Source organism: Paenibacillus sp. B01, assembly GCF_009649995.1.
Lineage (GTDB): Bacteria > Bacillota > Bacilli > Paenibacillales > Paenibacillaceae > Paenibacillus_O > Paenibacillus_O pasadenensis.
Genome location: NZ_CP045802.1, coordinates 5,023,270 through 5,045,248 on the forward strand (window position 1 = coordinate 5,023,270; position 21,979 = coordinate 5,045,248).

17 protein-coding genes are annotated in these 21,979 nt (G+C 59.0%); all 17 read right to left on the reverse strand.

What is annotated here, in order from left to right; all coding sequences use genetic code 11:
* Positions 1 to 149 precede the first annotated feature (149 nt).
* Entirely contained in the window at positions 150 to 1,031 is an 882-nt protein-coding gene (locus GE073_RS21550; RefSeq protein WP_153784324.1) for a hypothetical protein, read from the reverse strand.
* 6 nt (positions 1,032 to 1,037) lie between these two features.
* Positions 1,038 to 1,391 carry a TauD/TfdA family dioxygenase gene (locus tag GE073_RS26110; RefSeq protein WP_153784325.1) on the reverse strand — a complete coding sequence of 118 codons (354 nt, stop codon included), beginning with the start codon at positions 1,389 to 1,391 and terminating at the stop codon, positions 1,038 to 1,040.
* Entirely contained in the window at positions 1,282 to 1,704 is a 423-nt protein-coding gene (locus tag GE073_RS21560) for a Fe(II)-2OG oxygenase family protein (protein WP_153784326.1), read from the reverse strand. Before GE073_RS21560 ends, GE073_RS26110 begins: the two co-directional genes overlap by 110 nt.
* Positions 1,705 to 1,777: 73 nt before the next feature.
* Positions 1,778 to 2,533 carry a hypothetical protein gene (locus GE073_RS21565; protein WP_153784327.1) on the reverse strand — a complete coding sequence of 252 codons (756 nt, stop codon included), beginning with the start codon at positions 2,531 to 2,533 and terminating at the stop codon, positions 1,778 to 1,780.
* A gap of 35 nt (positions 2,534 to 2,568) precedes the next feature.
* Positions 2,569 to 3,252 carry a hypothetical protein gene (locus GE073_RS21570; protein WP_153784328.1) on the reverse strand — a complete coding sequence of 228 codons (684 nt, stop codon included), beginning with the start codon at positions 3,250 to 3,252 and terminating at the stop codon, positions 2,569 to 2,571.
* A gap of 401 nt (positions 3,253 to 3,653) precedes the next feature.
* Positions 3,654 to 6,425 (reverse strand): DNA primase family protein, encoded by a 2,772-nt coding sequence (locus GE073_RS21575; RefSeq protein ID WP_194843443.1) that lies wholly within the window; start codon positions 6,423 to 6,425, stop codon positions 3,654 to 3,656.
* Between the two features lie 320 nt (positions 6,426 to 6,745).
* Positions 6,746 to 6,925: a hypothetical protein gene (locus tag GE073_RS21580; protein WP_153784330.1), complete on the reverse strand. Its 180-nt coding sequence runs from the start codon at positions 6,923 to 6,925 to the stop codon at positions 6,746 to 6,748.
* On the reverse strand, positions 6,922 to 7,119 hold the full coding sequence (locus tag GE073_RS21585) for a hypothetical protein (protein ID WP_153784331.1): 198 nt from the start codon (positions 7,117 to 7,119) through the stop codon (positions 6,922 to 6,924). Before GE073_RS21585 ends, GE073_RS21580 begins: the two co-directional genes overlap by 4 nt.
* Positions 7,116 to 8,072, reverse strand: a complete 957-nt coding sequence (locus tag GE073_RS21590) for a tyrosine-type recombinase/integrase (RefSeq protein ID WP_153784332.1) — start codon at positions 8,070 to 8,072, stop codon at positions 7,116 to 7,118. The genes GE073_RS21585 and GE073_RS21590 overlap by 4 nt, the downstream gene beginning before the upstream one ends.
* Positions 8,073 to 8,232: 160 nt before the next feature.
* The gene (gene guaA, locus GE073_RS21595) at positions 8,233 to 9,774 is read right to left on the reverse strand and encodes a glutamine-hydrolyzing GMP synthase (protein WP_101808217.1); all 1,542 of its coding nucleotides are present in this window, start codon (positions 9,772 to 9,774) and stop codon (positions 8,233 to 8,235) included.
* 440 nt (positions 9,775 to 10,214) lie between these two features.
* Positions 10,215 to 13,322 carry a transglutaminase-like domain-containing protein gene (locus GE073_RS25860; protein ID WP_194843444.1) on the reverse strand — a complete coding sequence of 1,036 codons (3,108 nt, stop codon included), beginning with the start codon at positions 13,320 to 13,322 and terminating at the stop codon, positions 10,215 to 10,217.
* A 532-nt stretch (positions 13,323 to 13,854) separates the two neighbouring features.
* Positions 13,855 to 15,099 (reverse strand): DUF58 domain-containing protein, encoded by a 1,245-nt coding sequence (locus tag GE073_RS21605; protein ID WP_194843445.1) that lies wholly within the window; start codon positions 15,097 to 15,099, stop codon positions 13,855 to 13,857.
* A 479-nt stretch (positions 15,100 to 15,578) separates the two neighbouring features.
* The gene (locus GE073_RS21610; RefSeq protein WP_228551702.1) at positions 15,579 to 16,622 is read right to left on the reverse strand and encodes an AAA family ATPase; all 1,044 of its coding nucleotides are present in this window, start codon (positions 16,620 to 16,622) and stop codon (positions 15,579 to 15,581) included.
* An 892-nt stretch (positions 16,623 to 17,514) separates the two neighbouring features.
* Positions 17,515 to 18,126 carry a hypothetical protein gene (locus tag GE073_RS21615; RefSeq protein WP_153784335.1) on the reverse strand — a complete coding sequence of 204 codons (612 nt, stop codon included), beginning with the start codon at positions 18,124 to 18,126 and terminating at the stop codon, positions 17,515 to 17,517.
* A 105-nt stretch (positions 18,127 to 18,231) separates the two neighbouring features.
* Entirely contained in the window at positions 18,232 to 20,163 is a 1,932-nt protein-coding gene (locus GE073_RS21620) for a polysaccharide deacetylase family protein (protein ID WP_153784336.1), read from the reverse strand.
* A gap of 41 nt (positions 20,164 to 20,204) precedes the next feature.
* The gene (locus GE073_RS21625; protein ID WP_194843447.1) at positions 20,205 to 21,194 is read right to left on the reverse strand and encodes a glycerophosphodiester phosphodiesterase; all 990 of its coding nucleotides are present in this window, start codon (positions 21,192 to 21,194) and stop codon (positions 20,205 to 20,207) included.
* A gap of 275 nt (positions 21,195 to 21,469) precedes the next feature.
* Positions 21,470 to 21,958, reverse strand: a complete 489-nt coding sequence (bcp, locus tag GE073_RS21630; protein ID WP_153784338.1) for a thioredoxin-dependent thiol peroxidase — start codon at positions 21,956 to 21,958, stop codon at positions 21,470 to 21,472.
* Positions 21,959 to 21,979: the final 21 nt, after the last annotated feature.

Sequence of the window (21,979 nt, forward strand, 5' to 3'; positions counted from 1 at the left end):
CGCACACAATTATCCGATTTTATGGGAGCTGCACACCAATAAAATACCCTACAACGGTAAAGTGACTGATGTTACCTTTGTAGGGTATTTTAATTTCGTTTTATCCACACATTCAAAGAATAGCTTCATTCTCGTAATCGTTGAATAAATCAATCGTTTCCATAGTCATAATCATAGTCCGGTTCCTCTTCAACATTTTTAGAAAAAACAGGATCATCTATGATTATTTCTACTTCCTCATATCCATTTAATTTAAGATCACAGTATTTACAATGAATTTCTGTAATATCATAAAGGTATGTATATACAGAGTGCCACGGGTTATCCGCACTCTCCCCCTCATACACTTTATCATTTAATTCACCATATGCAGCAGCAGCATTATTACATGCTGGACAAGATATTAATTCCTCGTCTTCATCTAAATCGTAAATTATAGTCGGCCGGTCGAATTTATATTTGTCATGATATTTTTTCCGGCAAGCTTCTACTCTTGATTCAACAACAGTTTTTAAGATAGCTGAACGATCTCCAATAATTTGCATCGCTCGTGCTGCCTCATCATTTCCAATCCATTCTTCTAATTTCTTTCCTTGAAAATCGAGCAGTATCAAACATATATCCCAAAAATGAGGGAGTATTAAATCTAACTTCAGTCCATCGAACGGCAACAATCCCGAGTGTAATTCTGCATTCCTTTTATTAGCGAGTGACATACAAAATTCTTTCTTCTTTTGATCAAATTTAGGAATAGATAAATTCACTTGTAACCGTTCAAAAACCGTTTTAGCTTGAATAGTCTTAAAGTCGTCATCATTCTTGTAGCCACATGCAATCAATAACCCTTTTGGATCGTTTGGGTCTACAACCAGAGACGGATGAACAAATGCGAGTGTTGCCTTACCTAATAATTCCAATGATAAACTCGCCCATAACAAAAACTCTGAAATATCTAATTCATTCCTCTTAGAGATACCCTTATTAATAAAAAGTTTAGATTTATTATACAAGTCAGAATATTTAAGTCCCAAAGTAATCTACCTCTCCTTAATTGATATCCTAAGTAATAGTCTGTCATTATCCACTACATTGCTTTCTCCTCTTCCATGTAAAAATATCCAATTGTCTAAGATCAAGAGATCGCCTGAGTTCCACTCCACTTCATATATGTCTTTCTGACAAATTAAACTGTCTATTGTTTTGAGGAGTTCTATGCCCTGTAATGAAGTGGGCTTCATGCAATCTCTATCTATTCTGAAATAGCATTTATAAGGATCGCAATTATAAAGGGTTGTTAAAAACACTATATCTTCCATTAATGACCTTATACAGCACATTAGATAATTCAAATCGCAAATCTTTATTTTGGTTGAGAAAATGATTCGTATCATAAATCAATGTCGGTCTATCTCCAGACCCAGGATTTACTGAATACAATAATATATATCTAGCAGGTGTTCTGAAATAAGCAGTATCAGTATGAAGAGGGAAGCTATTCATTCCATGTACGCCGCTTAGTGAATTTTTATGAGCCTCGTCCTTATCTTTAGGTGAGAGGCGATCAATAATCTTTGCCCCGATCCTCGATTCAACAGGAGCGCCAATTTGTTTGGAAATTCCTAACAAATCTTCTTCACTCAAATCAGGAATATTCATTTTGATGAACCCTGATTTCTCCAACTCACTAATTGAGATTTTAAGCATAGTTATACCTCATCAGTAATTTCGTTCAATTAACGCTCCCCACAAGTATATTGATTGCAAAGGCTATCGTTATCTAGTTATGCGTTATTATAGCAAGCTGCTTTCTGCTTGTAACCGGAGTGCAAAATACATTAAAGATTCCAGACGAACTCCATTGTCCTGCTGCAACTATCAAATATTCCTTGTTTGAGAAAATAACATTTTTTATTTCCTTAAATAACAATTCGTTTTCAAATATCAATATGAAGGTGTACTCTTCCCCGACAGTAGAGGCTACTAAAGAAATTTCCTTCCTATCAGAGTCATAAAAGCGTGGCTTTTTGCACTTAGCTTCAATAATTCTCCATCCAAATACCCCTTTAGGATACATATAAACGCTTCTATTATCCAGCAGCATGTGCCCAATTGTTACACCGTTATATGTATCAGAACAGTCATGGGCTTTACACATAGCATATATCTGACGTATTGTACGAGGCGGTTTTAGTGTTGCTGAACCACTCCCATGCGTTCCTGGTGCTTCTTTTTTAGTCTGCGATTTGCCAAGTTCAGTTAATGCTATTAGTGCATTATCAAACTTAAATGCACCTTCATCATAGTCATTTGGGTTAAATCCACTTGAAGCGCCATGCGGACAATTAAGTATATGTCCATGCGAATGAATTGCACCAAAATACGATGCAGAGACACCTTCAATATTTCGTATAAACATATGAGCTTCACATTCATGATTGGGGCAATAATAGCGATTACCTTTGTCTTCTTTCTTTGCATTTCTTGCTAATATCTTTACTGATCTAGCAGCATCCTTGTACGCATACATCGCCACGACTATTCCGCCTTTCGAATATCTTTGAATTCGATCTAAAATCCAATTATTGATTTAAATGGCGTATATCCAGTGACAATCGTTACAATTGAACTAACAACACCAACGATACCGATAAGAAATGAAAGAAATTTTACAAAGAAATTATTCGAAATTATGTTATACGTCCTGTATTTCATTAGACCAGACCAATAGAACAGTGAAATAGGACTTGTTACTACAAACCGCACCCCTTCACGCAACCAGATAAGTGGATTTTTCAATTGCTTATTAACTTCATCCTTATAGTTCCCCATCGCACCGACGAATGTAATAAGAGCATCATCAACTATATTAATTGATTCAATTACCCAACGTTTTTCAAAACTCAGACCATAACTGCTGGCTGCTCTCTGAAAAGTATCTTTAATTTCTCTGATCCCATTTACGATCAACTGATAGTTTTTGAACATATAATTAGCAAACGGCGGTTTATACGATGCTATTCCGTAACTTCCCATCATATTTTGCATTTTGGATGCATTCATCATCAGCCACTGGTATTTCTCAGATTCAAAGTGTTCTTGTTGAATAAGGATAGTAGCAAATTCTCTAAAGATATTAATGAATTCAACAGAATAATTATTCTTCCTTAACGCCTGAAGATAATCATAGATGCTCCGAGCTAAGCCTATAATGAAAATAATCAATATTACAACAAACAACATCCAATTATTCAAATTGAACCCCCTTTTCAGCTTGACCTAGATTGTAAGATTATAACATATGATGTCAGCCCTTGGCGAACGAATGTTCCATTTTAAGATTCTCAAATTTACCTTTCCTCTCGCATAACCCCATGATTGTCGCTAACGATTGCTATATTAAACGTATCTGATTTATGCCTTTGAGAAGATGCAACAAAGCACCCAGTTTTAATACAGTCTCTTTCATTTTTAATTTTTTTATCAAAGGGAATGACCACTACTACAAAGAACTTTATACCCATTATTTAATCCTTTTAGGCGTGTCAGTTGTTTCCCTTGATACTAGTTCGGCAAGCACCTTTAACGGCGTGGTTTCGGACAAAGCAAAGGCGAAGCCGATAACCGACTTCGCCTTTGCTTCATCGCTGTTTCGCTTACATATCAAAAGGGTTCTCGTCTTCTTCCGATTCCACTTGTAGCGTAATGCCTGAAATATGTCTGACTTGTTTGCCAGCTACTCTCGGCTGAAATTCGTTCTTCTCTTTGGTCAACCCCGTTTCACGGTACAAACTCTTATAGAAATTCGTATTGTTCAATGCTGCACGCCCGTTTCTCTCGCACCACAAACGATAGACACTGAACAATTCTTCCTTCGATACACTATTTGCCCTATCTTCCGAATTTGAATGAAGCACACACTCGTCTTCGAGAAATTGAGCAATCGGCTTCTGTTCGAACTCGAAAATTTCTAATTCACGACGAACCGAGGCGCTTTCGCTAAATTCTCCGTTCGCTTCCAATCGCCGTAGCCCATCTATAGCAACCAATAGAAGCGACTCAAGGTATTCTTTCGAATTTAACTGTTTCTCCATATTACGATCACGGTTCGTTCCCTCGAACTTGCGGTCAAACGGAACAATAAAAAGTCTTCGAAAGAATCCGTCCGAGTTATCAGAAGTAGAAGGAATCTCATTCGCACTGAACATAAGCTTCGCATACGACTTCATTACAAACGGTTTACCGCCCTTCTCCTCTGCGGTTATCTCGTCCCCCACAACAAGGTTCTTTAGAACAGACGTGCCTTGAAGCCGTTTGAAATCGATATCTGCATATACGTTCAATAGCTTGTCTTTCAGTCCGGCTACTTTAAATCGATGCCCATCTAACTCTTGCAATTCGACGTGGGACACATTTTTGCGCCCCACTAAATTTTTGCAATACGCCAAGAAAGCAGACTTACCGTTGTTACCGCTACCTCGAACAAGAAGGAGCTTCTGATAACGTATAGATGGCGTTAAACAATAGCCCACCCACTCTTCAATCAGACGAACCGTATCATTCGGAACTACTGATTGAATGAATCTTGAAGCTAGTTGACGATCTGCCTCTACGTTCCAATTCACTGGAATTTGGTTCCGAAAAATCATATCAGGCGTATGCTCTATCAACTTGCCTGTTCTCCAATCCAACAATCCATTTTTGACGTTAATATACTTACTTGTATATTCATCATGAATTAGAGAAACAGTAAACCGATTTTCACTTTTAATCGTCGTTGTCAGATGAAGTAGAACATCCCGATGCCGCCGTGCTGAGAAATCATCTCCCAGTTTACGAGTAATCAAATAATCAATCGTATCACGAGCGGTATCACTGTCATAGACACCATCTGTATAAATGTAAATGGAGTCATGATCGAAAATGAAATGGTGTTCAGATAAAATCTCTTCCGCTACTAGCGCTGGCTTAAACTCCATATTGCCGTTGATAGTAGGCATATAGAAGCGACTAGGCGATGTGTTACTCACATACTCACTAGACTTTAATCGTTCCAACGTAAGACTCTTTTTGAATTGCTTAATCCCTCGCTTTCCTAGACCCGTTAGCCCCGTTATCTCATTCTCTAACGAGGTCGCCTTTACCATTGTGTTCACGTCTTTTTCCAACTCGATTAGCTGTCCGAAAACATCGGCATTGACTAGGGCGCTATCATCCGGCTTCTGCCCGCTTTCTGCGGCTTCACTGAACTGTTCAATGGCAACCTTAATCATCGCAATGCTCTCCTCTGGTTCGGGCTTCGCATAGCCCAAAGCAATCGGAGATTTGATCTTTCCCAAGTAAGGACAAGTCTGACATGCGCTGGAAATCGACTCGATATGCTCACAGGTATGCGGACGGAGAACGGATGTACGCGAATCGGCATTGTCACGTTCATCCCAATATCGTGCAAACTTCTGCTCCGTTTCTTCCCGACTGTAGCCGGGATACTGCTCCGAAAACTTATGAATCAACTCCCTGCCATTCTCACAATGGACAAGAATCGAACCCATGCTTAGCCATTGTGGCTCCGTTTGATGAGCCTGGTTTCCCGTGACCTCTTTCATAAAGCCGCACTTAGGGATAATCTTATTTGCGTCTGCGAGATTAGTTTTCGCATGGTTACCATGATTACTTTGAGGTTTCAGAGCAGCTTTTGAACCAGCCACTTCTTGCTCGTCTAACCATGCAGCTATCTCTTCAAACGAATACCGGTTTTCATTGAAGTAAACCAATTCCACCGTTTTAGGCTGATCAGGTACTTTCAAATTCTTGGTGAAGGGGATGCGAAACAGTTGAGCGCAGTTTCCCACATTATCAATGGTTATGTCAGGAGCTTGCTGTCGGAACCACTTTTGAAGTCGGGAGCTGACCTTTTGATAAGCGGCTCGTTTATCAGGGTGATCGAACAGGTACAAATCGGTAAACAGCCATTGTGGCTGGAATCCGCCGCCAGAATGAATCAAGAGACTCGGCAGGAAGGGAAACTTCTCAATCAACTGCAACGCCGCTTCCTTGGAAGGGAAGATACTTGCCGCTTTATGATGCCCCGGCTGGAAGTAGTCAAAATCTCCTCCAAAGCCCGGAACAGCCAAAGCCGTATCGGCAGTTCCCCTGCCGCCAGCAATCTTTGCTTTGTCTTGCAATGCAATCCCGACATAAAGGCTATAGGCATTCCGTTTTGCGTAAACGAACTGAGCCATTTCTGCCGACTGCGAAGGATACAAAAAAGCTTGTGAAAGACTCAGACTTTTGGAATCGCCTTTCTTCCCGGAGATGACCAAACAAGCATCCTTCTCGCTGTAATTGCCGTACACTCTTTCAAAATAATCGATCAACTGGACTGAAATTTCTTCTTCGGTAAGGGAGTTTGACTGAATGGACTCCATTTTTACCATCCTCTCGCTTGATGTGCATTGCCGAGGGTGTAGTGGTAAAATAATGGAATTTGAGGATGCATGATGATTCTGCGGAAACACGGTAATCTTCGAGGGACAATTGGATTATGATTTATTGTGGTTTTGTGGTAGCAGTGGGCATATCGCTATTTTACAAGGTAACGCGATATGAAGAACTGAGTAAAAATACGATTTTGTATTTTTCAACATACAGTCACGTACACATCGTATCAAGCTCCTTGCCTCATTGTCAACTTTTACAAATGTTAAAAAGCGAACGGCAATCCTTCTCCGTTCGCTTCTATTTCGCTCTATTTCATAGTACGCCATGCCCTTTCGTGATTTTCGAGCAAATCCCGATACGCTGTAATCATGCCGTACAGAAAAAACCTTTCATAAATCGTCAACGACTTGAACCTCAGTCGCTCCTCAGCAGCTTCAAGAAAAATTTCAATGGTTTCAAGATTGATCATGCCTTGGATGGGCCTCATTTCATCCCCTCCAAATCCAAAATCGATTCCCTTTCCGCTCTGAGAGCCTCAATTTCCCCCTTGATAGCCTCGCGGCGGTGGGTTGGGGTACTTTTATCACCGTACTCAAGAACAAGCTTACAATGCCTTCTGGCGATTTCCAGCAGCCTTTGGGTAGTTGCATCGTCCAGTTCAAGATTGAGGAGTCTTCTCATTTTCTCCCCTCCATTGAACCTTGCTTGATCTTCAATCCGTTCAGCGGACTATTTAGCCGTCCAATATTCAGGATGTCCTCCTGCTCAAGCCCCCTTAAATATTTTGAAGTGATCTGTGTATCGAAATGCCCCATCAGGCGACTTAGGCTGTAGACATCAATTCCATTTCTTAATTGCTTCTGCGCAAAGTAATGACGGCAATCATGCGGAGAACATCTAACCTCTTTTCTAACCCCGGCATTTCTGCAATGTTCTTTGAGAATCTTATTAATGCGAGAACGCGAAAGCTTGATTGCCGACTGATCGAGAAAATAGTAGTCCTCAACCTCGTCCCGTTCTCTTTTCTTGAAACGCTCCTGTCTCAATGCTTCGTATTTTCTCATGTACTTTCGCATGATATTGCTGATATAAACCAGTCTTTGCTTGGAACCTTTACCATGAATAAGAATATGCCTTCTCGCCACATCATCATTCTTAATGTTACACAATTCAGAAACCCGAACCCCTGTATCGAAAAGCATAATGAGAATCAGCTTATCCCTGACGTTGGAGTATGTCTCTTCTTTCAGGTCATTGATAATCCGCGACACTTCTTCATCGTTAAATGTAACAATAACGGTCTTCTCTTCCTTGAGATTCTTGATACGGCGCATCGGATTGCTTTGCTCGTCGATAAACTCTTCGTCAACAAGGTATTGGAAAAATACCTTCAGGGTAGCAAGGTTGTTATTTAATGTCCGGTTCACTTCACGCCCTAAACGTTGCCGCTCTTGAATATACTTTTTAATGTGAAGCTGGCTTACATCCTCCACTTCTACAATTCCTAATTCTTTCTCCATAAACCTTTCCCAACGGTATAAGCGGAACATGCACAAATCAACGTACTTTTTCACACGGCCCAAAATTTCTTGGTTCAACTTGAAATCCTCAATCAACTCATGAATTTTGGTCATAAAAAATACTCCCTTCTATTTGCTGAAACAACGCAGATAAAAGAGAGTAATTTTTAACACTCTATAGTTGCACGTCAACTGGAAATCATCATGTAGCTAACGCCGAAAACCCTTATGTATCAAGGCTTTTCGGCATTTGACTACATCATTTCAATCCAATTCACTCCCACTCGATCGTCGCCGGCGGCTTGGACGTGATGTCGTAGACGACGCGGTTGACGTTGTCGACCTCGTTGACGATGCGCACGGAGATCTTCTCCAGCACGTCCCACGGAATGCGCGCCCAGTCGGCGGTCATGCCGTCGATCGACGTCACGGCGCGGATGCCGACCGTGTACGAGTACGTGCGGGCGTCGCCCATGACGCCGACGCTGCGCATGCCCGGCAGCGCCGTGAAATACTGCCAGATCTCGCGGTCGAGGCCCGCTTTGGCGATCTCGTCGCGCAGGATCGCGTCGGACTCGCGCACGATCTCGAGCTTCTCGTCCGTCACTTCGCCGAGCACGCGGATCGCGAGGCCCGGACCCGGGAACGGCTGGCGCCAGACGATCGCGTCCGGAAGGCCGCATTCGGAGCCGACCTTGCGGACCTCGTCCTTGAACAGCGCGCTCAGCGGCTCGACGAGCTTGAACGTGATGTCCTCCGGCAGGCCGCCGACGTTGTGATGGGACTTGATCGTCTGCGCGGTCGCGGTGCCGCTCTCGACGATGTCCGTATACAGCGTGCCCTGGGCGAGGAATTCGAAGTTCGCGAACTTGGCGGACTCCTCCTGGAACACGTAGATGAACTCGTTGCCGATGATCTTGCGCTTCTGCTCGGGATCGGACACGCCGCGCAGCTTGCCGAGGAAGCGCTCGCTCGCGTCGACCTTGACGACCTCCATGCCGAACTTGCCGACGAACGTCTCCATGACGCTCTCCGCCTCGCCCTTGCGCAGCAGGCCGTGGTCGATGAACATGCATGTCAGGCGGTCGCCGATCGCCTTGTGGACGAGCATGGCCACGACGGAGGAGTCGACGCCGCCCGACAGCGCGCACAGCACGCGGCCGGTCTCGCCGACCTGCGCGCGGATGTCGCGGATCGCGTCGTCGATGAACGTCTCCATGCTCCAGTTGCCCTCGCAGCCGCATACCGTATAAAGGAAGTTGCGGATCATGTCGTTGCCGTAGACGGAGTGGCGCACCTCCGGGTGGAACTGCACGGCGTAGAAGTTCTTCTCCGGATGGCTCATGGCCGCGATCGGCGCATGTTCCGTTCCCGCATCCAAGCGGAAGCCCTCCGGCATCTCCACGACGAGGTCGGTATGGCTCATCCATACCGTCTGGCGGTTCTCCAGGCCGAGCGCGAGCGCCGCGCCTTCGGCGAACGTCACGTCGGCGCGGCCGTACTCGCGCTTGCCGGCGCGCTGCACCTTGCCCTTGAGCTGATGGCTCATCAGCTGCATGCCGTAGCAGATGCCGAAGATCGGCAGGCCGAGCTCGTAGATCTCCGGATCGACCATCGGCGAGTTTTCTTCATAGACGCTTGCCGGCCCGCCGGAGAACACGATCCCCTTCGGCGCCAGCTCGCGGATCTTGGAAGCCGGAGTGTTGTACGGCAGCAGCTCGCTGTAGACGCCGAGATCCCGGATGCGCCGAGCAATCAGCTGGTTGTACTGTCCTCCGAAATCGAGAACCACGATCATTTCATTAGGCTTGTTCACGCCCGAACCTCCCTCAGTCAATTGGACTCATTCTATCAAAGCGGCTTCCGGCCAGTCAAGGCGGGAAGCCGCGCGGCTGCGCGGCCGGACGGCCGCCGGCGAGGGCGGCGCGGGCGCGGAGCGCGGCCCCGGGACGGAGCCGGCGGGCGAAGGCGCGGGACGGATGCGGTGCGTCAGGCGCGGGCCCGGCGGCCTGGCGCGGCCACGGGCGGGGACGGCGGAGGCGCGGGCCACGGGCGGGGCCGGCGGAGACAGGGCCACGGGCGGGGCCGGCGGAGACAGGGCCACGGGCGGGGCCGGCGGAGACAAGGCCAAGGGCGGGGCCGGCGGGCGAAGGCGTGGGCCGGGCGCGGTGCGTCAGGCGCGGGCCTGGCGGCCTAGCGCGGCCACGGGCGGGGAAGGCGGAGCGTGGGCTACGGGCGGGGACGGCGGAGCGTGGGCTACGGGCGGGGACGGCGGGCGAAGGCGTGGGCCGGGCGCGCAGGAGCGGCGGCTGCGCGCGCGGATTTCCGCGCGGAGGAGCCTTTGGTGCAAGAGGAGCGGCGGCTGCGCGCGCGATTTTCGCGCGTAGGAGCTTCGCCGCGCGGCGCGTCAGGCGCGGGCCCGGCGGACGAGCGCCAGCGCGGCGGCAAGCCCCGCCGCCGCAGGGCCGCGCCAGGCCGCCGGCGCCGCGAAGCGCGCGGCCTCGGCCCAGGCCGCGAGCCGGCGCAGCTGCGCGGCGGCCGCCGGCGCCAGCCGCGGCGCGAGCGCCTCGGCGCGCTCGGCCGGGCCGCCGCCGAGCGGCGGCGACGCGCCGTGCCGGCGCTCGAGCGCGCGCAGCTGCGCCTCCGCGGCGGCAAGCAGCGCGGCCGCTGCGCGGCGCGGCGGCTGCGGCTGCGGCGCTCGCCGCCGGCCGCCAGCGCGTAGCGGCGCAGCGCCAGCGCGAGGCGCAGCCGCGAGCGCAGCGCCGGCGAGGCCATCGCGGCCGCGAGCGCGCCCAGCGCGGCGACGGCCGCGAGCGCGCCGGGCTGCGCCAGCGTGAGCGCGAGCTCGGCCGCGCGGCCGGCCGCAGCGCCCGCGGCCTCGCGCAGCCGCGAGCCGGCGGCTGCGCCGGGCTGCGGCGCCGGGCTCGGCTCAGCCGCCGCGCCGGCTGCGGCGGCAGCGGCCGCAGCCTCGGGCGGCTGCGCAGCGCCCGCCGCGTACCCCGGCGTCGGGTCGAAAGCGACCCACCCGCCGCCGGGAAAATAAACCTCCACCCAGGCATGCGCGTCCAGCCCGCTGACCCGGTAGACCTCTCCTCCGGCCGCGGCGCTCCCGAGCGCCGCGCGGACTTCCGCAGGAGCTTTTCCCGACGCCGTCTCCTCGCCTGGAGCGAATCCCTTCACCCACCGGGCCGGAATGCCGACCGAGCGCAGCATGACCGCCATCGCCGTCGAGAAGTGCACGCAGTAGCCGAGCTTCCGCTCGAACAGAAACTGGTCGACCAGGTCCTGCCCCGGCGCGGGCGCCTCGGTCTCCGTCAGCGAGTAGCGATAATGCGCCTTCAAGTAGTCCCTCACCGCGACGACCTGCCCGTACCGATCTGCCTGGCCGGCGGTCGCCGACGCGGCGAGCTCCTTCACCCGCTGCGGCAGCGAGGCCGGCAGCTGCAGCGCCGCCTTCAGCTCAAGCTCGAGCTGGAGCGCCGCCTCGCCGGCCTCCGCCGTTGCCGCTCCTGCGGCCGCCGTCCGCCGGACCTGCCCTTCTTGTCCGTTCCCGCTCTCTTGCGCGCTGTTCGAAGCGGCGCCCGATTGACGGAGCTGCTCCGCCGTCGGCCGGACGAGTTCCGACACGACCGTATAGCCCAGCGCCCCGCCGGCCGCCTGGGGCAGATAGACGGCTCCGCCGCCGCTTTCGCTCAAATAGGACGTCCAGTCCCTGTATGCTTCGGCCGCCGGCGACCGGGCCGACAGGATCGCTGCCGCCGTGCCGGCCGCAGGCAGCGGCATCCCTTCCTCCAAACGAGGCAGCCAGACCGACTGCCGGATCGTTTCCGCGCCTCCGCTTTCCGTGCCTTGGCTCGCCGTGACTTTGCTCTCCGTGCCTTGGCTCGCCGTGTCCTCCGGCTCCGTGCTCGCCGATTCCGTGCTCGCCGGCTGCGCCCCTTCTGCTGCCGCACTTGCTTTCCCCGGCACAGCCGCCCCCGGACCGACGGGCCGCGCTACGAGCTCGCCGCCCTCTTCCCGCCAGCCTTGGCCGGTATAGACGGTTTTCTCCTCCATCCTCCAGTAAAGAGGCTCGGGAGAAACCGCCCAGAACAGCGTGCGGTCGGATTGCCGCAGCGGCGCCCCGAGCCGCGTATCGTCCAAGCCGTAGCCAGTTTCGGCGACGGCGCCGCCCGCTCCGGCCTCCGCAGCCGCCTGCCCGCCTGCGCCCGTGAAGATCGGCGACTGGCGGATCGCCCCCGCCCCGTCCTGCGATGCGGATGCGCGGATCGCCTGCTGCGCAGCCAGCGCCCAGTCGGCCGGCCGCTCCGCAGTCGTCTTGCCCGCCGAAAGTCCGGCCGCGCCGAGGGCGAGCAAAGCGGCTATCCCGCCGCTCGCCGCCCACCAGCGCCAAGGCGGCATCTCCGCACTGGCGGTGGCAGCGGCAGCGGAAGAGGGAGCCGCCCCCGAGCCCGCAGCGTCCGCCTGACGCCGCTTCAGCCGATGCAGGGTGAGCAGCGCGGCCAGCAGCACGCCTTCGGCCGACGCGCGCGCCAGATTCGGAAGCGTGTTCAGCCCGAACCATTCGCTCAGCGCCCACAGATACGCCGCCGTCAGCCCGAGCAAGCCGATGCCCCACTGCCGGATCCAGACGAGCGTCTGCAGCGCCGAGAGCAGGATCGACAGCCCAAGCAGCAAGCAAAAGGCCTGTCCGACGCCGGACATCGCGGCTGGACCGCCGGCAAGCAGCTGTCCGGCATCCTGCGCCAGCTGCCCCGGCAGTCGCGGCAATCCCGAGATGCCGGACCAGCCGTCCGGGCCTTCGCCGATCCAGCCCGCCCCCGCCGTCACGACGGCGAGCCGGAGCAGCAGCGAAGCCCAGCCGGGCAGCAGCCAGACGCCGGCAAGCAGCAGCAAGCCGGCAATGGCGGCCAGCCCGCCGATGCGGTAGGCGTCGTTCCACTGCGGCAGCCGCCCGAGCGGCAGCAGCCACTCCGTCAGCAAGCCGAGCAGTAGCAGGCTTGCCGCGGCCCGGAGCGGCCAGCGAAGGAGGCCTCCAGCATGCTCCAGGCGCGTATGGCGGCTCGAGGCCGATGGACGGACAGCGGAACCGACGCTGGTCGGAGCGGACGGCGAACGCCTTGTCGGAGCCAGGCTGCTGCCCGGCTTCGACAAGGCGCTTCCGCCAATGGTCGACGATGCGCTTCCGCTCGCTAGGTTTGCGCCGACTGCGCTTCCCTTGCCTCCGCTGCCTGCCGTCCCGCCGACCATGCCTCGCCCCGGCGTTCCGACGGCCTTTCCTGCCTGCGCCGAACCGGCTTGCTTCCAGGCTGCTCCCTGCAGCACCAGTCCGGCCGAAAAGTCGTTCGAGCCGCTGTCCTTCATGCCGTACCTCCTCCATTCGTTGCGAGCGGCGTCGGCCGGAGCCTCGCAAGCGTCGTGTGCCGAACCGTTGCAGCTTGGTCCGCGCAGGTGGCCTCGTTCCCGCTCTTCCGTGCCCGAGCTGCTCGGTTTTTCCGCGCAACTAACCTCGTTCCCGCTCTTCCATACCCGAGTTGCTCGGTTTTTCCGCGCAACTCTCCTCGTTCCCGCTCTTCCGTGCCCGAGCTGCTCGGTTTTTCCGCGCAACTCCCCTCGTTCCCGCTCTTCCGTGCCCGAGCTGCTCGGTTTTTCCGCGCAACTCTCCTCGTTCCCGCTCTTCCGTGCCGAGCTGCTCGGTTTTTCCGCGCAACTCTCCTCATTCCCGCTCTTCCGTGCCGAGCTGCTCGGTTTTTCCGCGCAACTCTCCTCGTTCCCGCTCTTCCGTGCCCGAGCTGCTCGGTTTTTCCGCGCAACTCCCCTCATTCCCGCTCTTCCGTGCCCGAGCTGCTCGGTTTTTCCGCGCAACTCTTCGCGCCGCTGCCGGGTTCGCGGGGGCTCAGCGCCAGACCGTCCAGCTTCCGCTTTCGCTCCCGGTCGCGCGCCCGCTCCAGCTCCGGCTTGCCCCTCCGGCTCCGCCGTCGTGCTCGCGCACGCTCGCGCTCGCGCGCCAGGCGCGGCATCTCGACGCTTCCAGCGGCAGCCATACCAGCTCGACGCCCGCCTCGGCCGCCCATCGCTCCCGCTCGCGCCGCGCGGCCGCCGACAGCGCCGGCCCGATCGGCACGCGCAGCTCGAGCGGACAGCGGGCGGCGCGCGCGAGCTCCGCCAGCCGCTCCCAGCCGCCGCCGAGCGGCGTCAGCGCCGCGATGCGGCTGCCGGGCGCCAGCGAGCCGCTCCGCAGCAGCCGCTCCAGCGCCGCGTCCGCGCTGCCTCCCGGCTGGGGCTTGGCGGCAGCCAGCCGCCTAGCCGCAAGCGGCAAGCCGCGTCCGCCGGCCACCCCAAGCGGCGGCTCCGCTCCGGCGGCAAGCCGCGCGGCCCAACCGGCAGCGGCCGCGTCGCGCAGCAGCGCGGCCGCCTGCCCGGCGCAGGCGTCCAGCAGCGCGTCGGGTTCGGCGCTGGCGGAGCCGGGCAGCCCGCTTGCGCTCCCCGGACGCTGCCACAGCGCATGCTCCAGCTCCAGCAGCACGACGAGCTCCGGCGAGCCGGCCTGCTCGTCCTGACGCGTCTGCAAGCCGCGCCCGCGTGCCGCGGCCCTCCAATCGACCCGGCGAAGCGGGTCGCCCTCGCGATAGGCGCGCGTCAACGGGCCTCGGCCTGGCGCGCTTCGCGGATTGCCGCCGTCAGGCTGTCCGCTGCCGCTCCCGGCCGCAAGGGAGCGCGGACTGCCGGCAGCCACGGCGCCGAGCGGCGGCCCTTCCGGCTCGGGCAGGACGGCGAACCCGTCCGGCGCCTCCAGCCGGACCGACGTCCATGCGAGCCCGAGCGGATCGGCAATGGAGACGGTGCAAGGCCCATACGCATATTCTCCGCGCCTGAGCGAGCCGATCCGGTAGGACACGGTCCATTCCTTTCGCAGCCAAGGCAGCGCCCAGCAGGTGAGCACGAGCGGCTGCTCCGAGACGCCGGTGCGCCGGCTCAGCTCCTCCCGCACCTGCACGAGCAGCAGCGGCGGCAGGCGCCGGCCGCTGAACCGCAGCCTCACCGCCGCTTCGCCCGCGTCGCCGCCGGCCTCAAGCACGCGCTCGAGGTGAAGGCTGCCGCCGCAGGTCCAGCTCCAAAGCGCCGGCAGCGCCGCCAGCAAGAGCAGGCCGCCGGCCCAAGCCGCCGCGAACCAATCGAGCGCCGCGCCGCGCGTCGCCGCCGCTCCGGCAGCGCCGCCGAACGCAAGCGCCAGCAGGCCTAGAGCCAGCCTTCGCGAGCGGGGCCGTCCTCGGCGATCCGCCGATTGCCGGCTTCGAGGCGCTGCGGCTGGCCGACGCCCGCCTCCAAAAGAAGCGGTAGGGAAGCTCGGCTGCCCTCCGCCGCCAGCAACGGCGGCCGCTCCACCCGTCGCGCTAATCCCAGTCGAGTTCGTCCCGGCCCCTCCGACAGCCGCGCTACCCCCAGTTCGGTCCGTCCTTGCCGCTCCTGCCGCGCTCCTCCCAGCAACGCCTGGAACGGCGGTCCCTCCGCCCATCGCGCTTATCCCAGCCGAGTTCGTCCCGGCTCCGCCTCCCGCGCTCCCCCCGGCAACGCTCCTCGCTCCTTGGCGCAGCCCGGAGAACGGTCCGCCTCCCACGCTCATCGCCCGGCCGCCTTGCCGCCGGGCAGCGGCGTCGCGGCCAGCAGCCGCTCCAGCACGCGCCGCGGCGCGGCTCGGTCCGGCTGCCCGTAAGCGCCGCGAGCGGCCAGCCGGTGCTCCAGCACCGGCCGGGCGACCGCCCGCAGATCGGCGGGGCGCACATAATCGCGTCCGCCGATGTAGGCGGCCGCCTGCGCCGCCCGCAGCCAGTCGCGCGAGGCGCGCGGGCTGGCGCCCAGCTCAAGCTCCGGCGCCGTGCGCGTCGCCTGCACGATCTGCACGATATAAGCGAGCAGCTCCGGGCTGCAATGGACGGCGCGGCTCTCTTCCGCCATCTGCTGCCACTGGCGCAGCGAGACGACGGGCCGCAGCTGCTCCGGCGCCTGGCGCTCGCCGGCCGCCAGCATTTCCAGCATGCGCGCCTCCTCCCGCGGCTCCGGATAGCCGATCGACAGGCGCATCATGAACCGGTCCATCTGCGCCTCCGGCAACGGGAACGTGCCCTCCCCGTCGAGCGGATTCTGCGTCGCGATGAGCAGCCACGGCTCCGGCAGCGGCCGGGTGACGCCGTCGACCGTGACGCGGCGCTCCTCCATCGCCTCGAGCAGCGCCGATTGCGTGCGCGGCGACGTGCGGTTGATCTCGTCCGCGAGCACGACGTTGGCCATGATCGGCCCTTCCCGATAAACGAACTCGCCCGAGCGCGCATCCCAGACGGATGAGCCCGCCACGTCGGCCGGCAGCAGGTCGGAGGTGAACTGGATGCGCCGAAACTGCCCGCCCAGCAGCCTCGCGAGCGCGCGCGCCAGCATCGTCTTGCCGACTCCAGGCACATCCTCGAGCAAAATATGGCCTCCAGCGAGCATCGCCGTCATTGCCAGCCCGATCGTCTCCCCTTTCCCGAGCAGCACGCTTTCCGAGCGGGCCGCCATGCGGGCGAGCAGCGCCCCCGGCGGCTCCGGCCACTCCTCCCGACTGTCCTCCGGGGCGCTCCGGTACGGGTCCCCCCAGACTTCTCGCTCCTGCTTCGGCTGCATGGCCATCGTCTCTCATCTCCCTTTTCCGCCTTCCAATCTAGCGGCCTCGTTGCTAGACAGTCTCCCCACTCGGCGAAAGGTTTAGACTTTCCCCCGCAGCCGCCCGCCCTTTTTCCGCAGCATGAGGCAGAAAGGCGCGGCCCTCTGACGGCGATGCCGCGAGATCGACAGGCTCGGCAGAGCGTTTGCCGCTTCCCGTGCCTATGAAAAAAACCATCCTTCTCCCGGTCTCCGGGAAAAAGATGGCTGATATCGGTCTTGTGCTTGATCGCCGCGCCGCTTGCTAGGACGTTCATCATACCTCTGGCACGAGCCGAGGCGCTTTCAGTTCCCTCATCGAGCCGACGCGCCGCATTCCCGAGATTCAAGGCACTTTCTGTTCCCTCGTCGAGTCGGCGCCCCGCATTCCCGAGATTCAAGGCACTCTCGACTCCCTCGTCGAACCGACGCGCCGGGTTTCCGTAAGTCAAGGCACTTTCAGTTCCTTCATTGAGCCAATGCCCCGCATTCCCGTGAGCCAAGGCACTCTGGACTCCCTCATCGAGCCGACGCGCCGCATTTCCGAGATTCAAGGCACTTTCTGTTCCCTCGTCGAGCCGACGCGCCGCATTCCCGAGATTCAAGGCACTCTCGACTCCCTCATCGAACCGACGCGTCGGGTTTCCGTGAGCCAAGGCACTTTCAGTTCCCTCATTGAGCCAATGCCCCGCATTCCCGTGAGCCAAGGCACTTTGGACTCCCTCGTCGAGCCAATGCCCCGCATTCCCGTGAGCCAAGGCACTCTGGACTCCCTCGTCGAGCCGATGCGCCGGATCTCCGAGATTCAAGGCACTTTCTGTTCCCTCGTCAAGTCAAAGCGCCGGATTCCCGAGATTCAAGGCACCCTCAGGCTCCGCTCCTAGCGGATGAACGCGATCTCCTCGCCCTTGGCTGGGCCTTCGCCCCGCTTGAAGCGATAGGGACGGAACACGAGCCGCTGCCCCGGCGCCTCGTCCGGCAGCGCCGGCGTCACGACGTACCGCCACATCAACGAATGATTGGAGCTTCCGCCTCCGTCGAATCGGACCCGGTGCGGCCCTTCGACGTGCAGCTCGCAGCGGAACCATCGGTCCCGCTCTCCCCAGGGCAGCTCGCAAGGGACAGGCTCGTCGTCCCCAAGCAGCGTGATGACGCTCGCATTGTCATACTGCCGGATCGCGGACAGCGTGAACACCGTGTCGCCCGCAACGACAGACTGGCTCATCACGAGCATCCGCCGGTATCCTTCCGGCTCGATCGCCGGACGGTAGTCCTCGTCATCTGTCATGAGAAAGGAGAACAAGGCGTTCACGTAGTCCTCCTGCAGATCGCTCGCTTTCGCCCAGGCCGAAAGGTCGGCCGCAGGCGGAAAGCCGGGCTCCGTCCCGGCGATCCGCTTCCGCTCGCCGAGCAAGCCGCACAGCCTTTCGTCCAGCTCGAGCAGCCTGCGGTCGTAGTCCTCCGTCGGGCGCTTGAACGGCATTCGTTTCATTCCGCATTCCTCCTTGGGCTGACCGGGCCTCCAGATGAAACAGGCCCGCCGCTGTTCCTGCTTCGGCGAGCCTCCTTGAATATCCTTCCCTATTTCATCGAACCGCTAGGCTTTGTCCGCCGCAGCCGGCTCCCCGGCGGCCGGCGCCGTTTCCGCATTCGGACCTGCGAGCTCTCCATCCGCACCGCTGCGAGAAGATCCGCCGGCATCCACGGCGCTTCTCAGCCAGCCGTCCACTTTTCCCGGCGTCTTCTCCAACTTCTGCAGCGGGTCGCCGAGCAGCCGCAGCAGCTCCTCGAGCGGCGCGTACAGCACGCCCGCGCTATCGCGGAAGGCCGTCTCGGGATCCAGCGCCGCCGCTTCTCCCGTCGTCGCGAACACCGTCGCCGTCCGGCGCGCCCCGTCCCATTCGACGCGTCCCCCCAGCGCATCCGCTGTCCGGCGCACCGGTACATAAAGCTCCCCTTCGACGATCCGGTACTCGCCGTAGACGATCGTCGTCTCGCCCGTCGCGCCGTGCAGCCGCAGATCGGCGAGCTGCGTCCCGTAGGTTTTGGCAGAAGCGGATCCATTTGCTACAGCACTTGCTTTCCCTTCTGCTTCGGCATTCACCTTGGCATCCGCTTCAGCCCCTGCTTTCGCTCCCGCCTTCGCTTCCGCTTCAGCTCCTGCCTTCGCTCCCGCCTTCGCTTCCGCTTCAGTTCCTGCCTTCGCTCCCGCCTCCGCTTCAACGCCTACCTTCGCACTTGCCTTCGCTCCCGCCTTCGAATCCGCTTCCGCCGTCTTGCCCGCCTGCGCCGCGCTGCCGTTCCAGGCCGGCACGCTGTCCGCGGCGGCCGCCAGCCACTCCGGACTGCGCCGCAGCTCGCGGCTGCGCTCCGCCAGCGCGGCGATCTCCTCCGCTTTGGGCGCTTCCCGCTTCCATTTCAGCTTGGCCGCGACCGGAAAAACCGGCGCCTCGCCGCCCCCGTCCAAAGCCGCGAACGCGTAGCCATGCGCGCGATAGAAAGCGATGATCGCCGGCAGCGCCTTGACCGACTCGCCGTGGCCGGTGCCGTCATGGAGCAGCACGGTCATCTCCCGCTTGAGCGCCGCCGACGTCGCGCCGGCGGCGATCTCCGCCGCAGGCACGCCGATCCGCTTGGAATCCCCGCTGTCCACGTTCCAGTCCGCCATCGTGTAGCCGGCCTCCCGCATCGCGCGGAAGTAGCCTTCGTCGAAGTTCGTATACGTGCCTCCCGGAGCCCGCACTAGCGTCGTCGCGACGCCAGCGTCCAGCAGCGCCTGCTCCGTGAGCAGCGTCTGGCGGGCATAGCCCTGGAAGCTGCCGTAAAGCTGATTGTAGTCATGGTCGTAGGAATGGTTGCCGATCGCATGGCCTTCCTCGCGCGTCCGCTGGACGAGCTCCGGATGGGCCTTCACCTGACGGCCCACCATGAAAAAGGTCGCCTTGATCCCCTGCTCGCGCAGGATGTCCAGCACCTGGGCCGTATGCTCGCTCGGTCCGTCGTCGAAGGTCAGGTAGACGGTTTTGGCGGCTGCGGCTGGCTTCGCCTTCGCGGCGACAGCCCCGGGCTGCCCGGCGGCAGGAGCGGCGCCCGTCGAGGACGCTCTGGACGCGGCCTGGCGCAGCGCCTCCAGCAGCTCCGCCCCGCCGATTTCCGGCTGAGGCGAGTCGAGCGCCGCCGCAGAGGCGGCCTCGCTGTCCGGCTGCGCGGAACCGATGCCTGCGGCCATCGCTGCGCGAGTCGACCTAGCCCCTGCCGCTTGAGCTTCCGCTCCGCTCCCGCCCGCTCGGACCGCGCTTGCAGCGCCTTCCCCTCCTTCGCCGCCGCTGCCTGCGGCGGCATGAGCCGCGCTTGCCGCCGCGCCTTCCCCTCCCTCGCCGCCGCTGCCTGCGGCGGCATGAGCCGCGCCTATCGCCGCCGGCGGCGCAGCCAGCGGCCGCTCGACGCCTCCTTCTCCTCCGAGGCTCGTCCAGCCGATGCCGAGCGCCGCCGTCGCGGCCAGGAGCCGCAAGCCAAGCTTTTTCGCCATATCCGTCCACCCTTTCCTACTCTCGAATCTAGTGCTAGATTCTATGAGCCTGACGGGCGCCTTATGCCGTCCGGTGTTTTTTTGATCCAATCGCGGAATCGGTCCGGTCCGTCCGTCACGATGCCGTCCGCGCCGGCGGCGGCGGCTTGAACCGCCTCGCGTCGGCGGTCGACCGTCCAGACGAACACGGCCATGCCCGAGCCATGGACGCGGCGCACGAGCTTCGGCTGGGCGAGCTGCTTGCGGAGGTTCGCGTAGGTGGCGATGTCGGCCATCTCATGCAGCCGGCTCTGCTCCAGCTCCTCCTCGCGCGACAGGATGACGCCGAGCGGCACCGAGGGCATGAGCTCGCCCAGCCTCTTCAGCGAAGGCAGGCTGAACGACTGTACGATGACCGGCGCTCTTCGCCAGCCCGGTCCCCCCGCCTCCAGCCGCTGCTCTCCGGTCAGGCCGAAGCGGATGAGCGCCGCGGCGACCGCCCGCTCGAGCCCCGGCTGCAGCTGCGGATCCTTCAGCTCGACCAGCAGTCCGATCTTGCCGCCGTACCGGCGCAGCACCTCCTCGAAGCGGGGAATCCGCTCCCCGCGGTACGCCTCGCCAAACCAGCCGCCGGCATCGAGCGACTCCAGCTCCCGCATCGTCCGGCGCGACGCGATGCCTCGTCCGTCCGTCGTCCGCTCCAGCTTCTCGTCATGCAGCACGAACGGCACTCCGTCCCGCGACAGCTGCACGTCCAGCTCGATGTAGTCGGCCCCCTGCCGCAGCGCCAGCTCGAAGGCCGCGAACGTGTTTTCCGGCGCATCCGCGGACGCGCCCCGATGCGCAAGCACGAGCGGTCGGAACGGTCCGACCGCGGCCGGCTTGGCGGCGGCCTGCGATGCTGGCGGCCGCTCGGCCGAATGCAAGGCCGCAGAACTCCCCTTCGCCGACGCCGCCCCTGCCTGCAGCGACAGGAAAACCAGCGTCGCAGCCAGCGCCGCAGCCCCCCTCGTTCTCCACCTATTCGTTCGACCGGACGCGCGTTTCCTCACTTCGGATCCCCTCCTGCACGATGCTATCCATTACTATTTCCAATCCGCCCGTCTTTTACCAATCGCTGGGCGGGATGAGCGGAGATCCGCCCTCGGCCGCGCGACTCGCAGCTCCTGGCGCAGCCGATTTTAGGGCCTGCAATTTCATAAAAAAAGCAGCCCCCGGCCGAAAATCGGCCAGGCGGCTGCCTTGCATCGTATGCGGCGAATCCGGGGCGGGACAACCTGAAGCTTCCTGCCCCGCGTCTGAATCCTTGGGACGCCTCGCCTCGAGACTATTCCTCGCCTGCGCCCGCTTGCGCGAGGCTCTGCAGCACGTCGGCGGCATGGCCGGCGACCTTCACGCCGCGCCATTCCTTGACGAGACGCCCTTCCTCGTCGATGAGGAACGTCGAGCGCACGATGCCCATGTACTCGCGGCCGTACAGCTTCTTGAGCTGCCAGACGCCGTACGCCTCGGCCGCCGCGTGATCCGGATCGGACAGCAGCGGGAACGTCAGGCCGTGCTTCGCGCGGAAGTTGCCATGCGACTTGACGCTGTCCGGGCTGATGCCGAGGACGATCGCGTCCGCGCCGGCGAACGCCGGCATCGCATCGCGAAAATCGCAGGATTCCTGCGTGCAGCCCGGCGTGTTGTTTTTCGGATAAAAGTACAGGATGACCTTGCGGCCCCGAAAGTCGGACAGCGAAGCTTCCGGCTTGTCCGTCCCGGAGGCGGCGAGGGTGAAGTCCGGCGCAAGCTCGCCGAGCGTAAGTTGGGTCATGAAGTCAGCTTCCTTTCGCAT

Bases quoted from the DNA above. Each gene is read 5' to 3' on its own strand.
- GE073_RS25860 (WP_194843444.1), bottom strand. From the start codon at position 13,322: ATGAAGGACAGCGGCTCGAACGACTTTTCGGCCGGACTGGTGCTGCAG.
- bcp (WP_153784338.1), bottom strand. From the start codon at position 21,958: ATGACCCAACTTACGCTCGGCGAGCTTGCGCCGGACTTCACCCTCGCC.
- GE073_RS21560 (WP_153784326.1), bottom strand. From the start codon at position 1,704: ATGCTTAAAATCTCAATTAGTGAGTTGGAGAAATCAGGGTTCATCAAA.
- GE073_RS21575 (WP_194843443.1), bottom strand. From the start codon at position 6,425: ATGGAGTCCATTCAGTCAAACTCCCTTACCGAAGAAGAAATTTCAGTC.
- GE073_RS21615 (WP_153784335.1), bottom strand. From the start codon at position 18,126: ATGAAACGAATGCCGTTCAAGCGCCCGACGGAGGACTACGACCGCAGG.
- GE073_RS21585 (WP_153784331.1), bottom strand. From the start codon at position 7,119: ATGAGAAGACTCCTCAATCTTGAACTGGACGATGCAACTACCCAAAGG.
- GE073_RS21620 (WP_153784336.1), bottom strand. From the start codon at position 20,163: ATGGCGAAAAAGCTTGGCTTGCGGCTCCTGGCCGCGACGGCGGCGCTC.
- GE073_RS21580 (WP_153784330.1), bottom strand. From the start codon at position 6,925: ATGAGGCCCATCCAAGGCATGATCAATCTTGAAACCATTGAAATTTTT.
- GE073_RS21610 (WP_228551702.1), bottom strand. From the start codon at position 16,622: ATGGCCATGCAGCCGAAGCAGGAGCGAGAAGTCTGGGGGGACCCGTAC.
- GE073_RS21590 (WP_153784332.1), bottom strand. From the start codon at position 8,072: ATGACCAAAATTCATGAGTTGATTGAGGATTTCAAGTTGAACCAAGAA.
- GE073_RS26110 (WP_153784325.1), bottom strand. From the start codon at position 1,391: ATGATACGAATCATTTTCTCAACCAAAATAAAGATTTGCGATTTGAAT.